The following is a 4,117-nucleotide window of genomic DNA, read 5'->3' on the forward strand; positions in this document are numbered from 1 at the left end:
CTTTCACGCCTCAGGCCCCCCTTCTCCCGAAGTTACGGGGGCATTTTGCCGAGTTCCTTAACCACGATTCTCTCGATCTCCTTGGTATTCTCTACCTGACCACCTGAGTCGGTTTGGGGTACGGGTGGCTAAAACCTCGCGTCGATGCTTTTCTTGGCAGCATAGGATCACTGATTTCGTCCGTGAGGACTACCCATCGAGTCTCAGGCTATATAGAAGACGGATTTGCCTATCTTCTGCCCTACATTCTTAGACCGGGACAACCATCGCCCGGCTCAGCTACCTTCCTGCGTCACACCTGTTAATACGCTAACCGCACCAGACGGGTTCGAGCGTTAGACCGGCAGCGTCACCCCCGAAGGGGATCAGTCAGCCGGGTTAGGACTCTTAGCACTACTGGATTGGCTTGGGCGGTTTTTCGCCAGTACGGGAATATCAACCCGTTGTCCATCGACTACGCCTGTCGGCCTCGCCTTAGGTCCCGACTTACCCAGGGCGGATTAACCTGGCCCTGGAACCCTTGGTCTTTCGGAGGACGGGTTTCTCACCCGTCTTTCGCTACTCATGCCTGCATTCTCACTCGTGTGGCGTCCACGGCTGGTTTCCACCGCCGCTTCACTCGCCACACGACGCTCTCCTACCCATCCACACGGCTGGACCACGAAGGCCTGCCACTAATATGAATGCCACGAATTCGGTGGCGTGCTTGAGCCCCGTTACATTGTCGGCGCGGAATCACTTGACCAGTGAGCTATTACGCACTCTTTCAAGGGTGGCTGCTTCTAAGCCAACCTCCTGGTTGTCTGTGCAACTCCACATCCTTTCCCACTTAGCACGCGCTTTGGGACCTTATTCGGTGGTCTGGGTTGTTTCCCTCTCGACGATGAAGCTTATCCCCCACCGTCTCACTGCTGCGCTCTCACTTACCGGCATTCGGAGTTTGGCTAACGTCAGTAACCTTTTGGGGCCCATCGGCTATCCAGTAGCTCTACCTCCGGCAAGAAACACGCAACGCTGCACCTAAATGCATTTCGGAGAGAACCAGCTATCACGAAGTTTGATTGGCCTTTCACCCCTATCCACAGCTCATCCCCTCCATTTTCAACTGAAGTGGGTTCGGTCCTCCACGACGTCTTACCGTCGCTTCAACCTGGCCATGGATAGATCACTTCGCTTCGGGTCTAGAACATGCGACTAAAAACGCCCTATTAAGACTCGCTTTCGCTACGGCTGCCCCTCACGGGTTAACCTCGCCACATATCACTAACTCGCAGGCTCATTCTTCAAAAGGCACGCTGTCACACCAACAAGGGTGCTCCAACGGTTTGTAAGCAAACGGTTTCAGGTACTATTTCACTCCCCTCCCGGGGTACTTTTCACCTTTCCCTCACGGTACTTGTCCGCTATCGGTCATCTGGGAGTATTTAGGCTTATCAGGTGGTCCTGACAGATTCACACGGGATTTCTCGGGCCCCGTGCTACTTGGGATACTCTTCACGCCATAACGACATTTCGACTACGGGGTTGGCACCCTCTATGACTGGCCTTTCAAGACCATTCGTCTATATCGCGCTGTAACGTTCACTGCTCGGCAGAACAGAACGAAAAGTCCCACAACCCCGACCATGCAACACCTGCCGGCTATCACACATGATCGGTTTAGCCTCTTCCGGTTTCGCTCGCCACTACTCACGGAATCACTGTTGTTTTCTCTTCCTGTGGGTACTGAGATGTTTCACTTCCCCACGTTCCCTCTACCCGCCCTATATATTCAGGCGGGAGTCACCGGGTCACCCAAAGGGCCCGGCGGGGTTTCCCCATTCGGAAATCCTCGGATCAAAGCTCTATTATCAGCTCCCCGAGGCTTATCGCAGATTTATACGTCCTTCTTCGGCTCCAGATGCCAAGGCATCCACCGTTTGCTCTTAGAAACTTGAAATCACATGAGTTTGAATCGATTCTTCATAAGAAAAATTGACCAATGATCTACACAACCCCGAAGGGTTGTTGTTTAGATCTTTGTGATCCAGGACAAAGTCCTGAATCTAAGATGCTCGCGTCCACTGTGTAGTTCTCAAAGTACGGGCGGTACCCCAACCCGGAATCCCTAGAAGGGAAACAAGGAAAGGGTCCAGAGGTTCAGTCCACCCACCCCCAAAAAGAGGCGAATGACCCGGTCCCTCAGGACCCAACAGCGTGCATGTCACCGGCACCCACACCCCCGACCGTTCCAAACCCACACACGTGCGAGTCGTACTAGACCGGAGACGCTTCTCCGACAACCAATGTCAATGTTCCACCCATGAGCTCCCAGTCGAAGACGTTCGCTTCGAATCTGGGCTCTGGACCAGACATGCTGGCCAGTGCTCCTTAGAAAGGAGGTGATCCAGCCGCACCTTCCGGTACGGCTACCTTGTTACGACTTAGTCCTAATCACCGATCCCACCTTCGACAGCTCCCTCCAAAAGGTTGGGCCACTGGCTTCGGGTGTTACCGACTTTCATGACTTGACGGGCGGTGTGTACAAGGCCCGGGAACGTATTCACCGTGACGTTGCTGATTCACGATTACTAGCGACTCCGACTTCATGAGGTCGAGTTGCAGACCTCAATCCGAACTGAGACCGGCTTTTTGGGATTCGCTCCACCTTACGGTATTGCAGCCCTTTGTACCGGCCATTGTAGCATGCGTGAAGCCCAAGACATAAGGGGCATGATGATTTGACGTCATCCCCACCTTCCTCCGAGTTGACCCCGGCAGTCTCCTATGAGTTCCCACCATAACGTGCTGGCAACATAGAACGAGGGTTGCGCTCGTTGCGGGACTTAACCCAACATCTCACGACACGAGCTGACGACAACCATGCACCACCTGTTTACGAGTGTCCAAAGAGTTGACCATTTCTGGCCCGTTCTCGTATATGTCAAGCCTTGGTAAGGTTCTTCGCGTTGCATCGAATTAATCCGCATGCTCCGCCGCTTGTGCGGGCCCCCGTCAATTCCTTTGAGTTTTAGCCTTGCGGCCGTACTCCCCAGGCGGGGAACTTAATGCGTTAGCTGCGACACGGAGACCGTGGAATGGTCCCCACATCTAGTTCCCAACGTTTACGGCGTGGACTACCAGGGTATCTAATCCTGTTCGCTCCCCACGCTTTCGCTCCTCAGCGTCAGTTACGGCCCAGAGATCTGCCTTCGCCATCGGTGTTCCTCCTGATATCTGCGCATTCCACCGCTACACCAGGAATTCCAATCTCCCCTACCGCACTCTAGTCTGCCCGTACCCACTGCAGGCTGGAGGTTGAGCCTCCAGTTTTCACAGCAGACGCGACAAACCGCCTACGAGCTCTTTACGCCCAATAATTCCGGACAACGCTTGCACCCTACGTATTACCGCGGCTGCTGGCACGTAGTTAGCCGGTGCTTTTTCTGCAGGTACCGTCACTTTCGCTTCTTCCCTACTAAAAGAGGTTTACAACCCGAAGGCCGTCATCCCTCACGCGGCGTTGCTGCATCAGGCTTGCGCCCATTGTGCAATATTCCCCACTGCTGCCTCCCGTAGGAGTCTGGGCCGTGTCTCAGTCCCAGTGTGGCCGGTCACCCTCTCAGGCCGGCTACCCGTCGTCGCCTTGGTGAGCCATTACCTCACCAACAAGCTGATAGGCCGCGAGTCCATCCTTGACCGAAATTCTTTCCAACTGATGACCATGCGGTCTCAGCTCATATCCGGTATTAGACGTCGTTTCCAACGCTTATCCCAGAGTCAAGGGCAGGTTACTCACGTGTTACTCACCCGTTCGCCACTGATCCAGCAGAGCAAGCTCCACCTTCACCGTTCGACTTGCATGTGTTAAGCACGCCGCCAGCGTTCGTCCTGAGCCAGGATCAAACTCTCCGTAAATGATTACGCACAGAAACGACCACCGGAATAGGCGGACCGTCCTGCAAGTTTGAAACTGACAGAACAAATCATTACTGACTTGCTTTGTTTCGTTTAAATGTATTCCAAAGGAATCCTGTAACCAGCCGAAGCCGATCGACAGGGTATTTGGCATTTGACATTGTGCACGCTGTTGAGTTCTCAAGGATCGGATACACCAGAACCAGACCGTTAGGCCGCC

General features: G+C 54.1%; 2 rRNA genes (1 of these 2 only partly in view). Both read right to left on the reverse strand.

What is annotated here, in order from left to right:
* Nucleotides 1-1,939, reverse strand: a 23S ribosomal RNA gene (locus tag AC59HU_RS17265) (it extends 1,278 nt beyond the left edge of the window).
* A 435-nt stretch (nt 1,940-2,374) separates the two neighbouring features.
* A 16S ribosomal RNA gene (locus tag AC59HU_RS17270) occupies nt 2,375-3,897 on the reverse strand.
* The 16S and 23S rRNA genes sit together here, the layout of an rRNA operon.
* Nucleotides 3,898-4,117 lie beyond the last annotated feature (220 nt).

The organism is Herbiconiux sp. 320_LB (assembly GCF_059691755.1).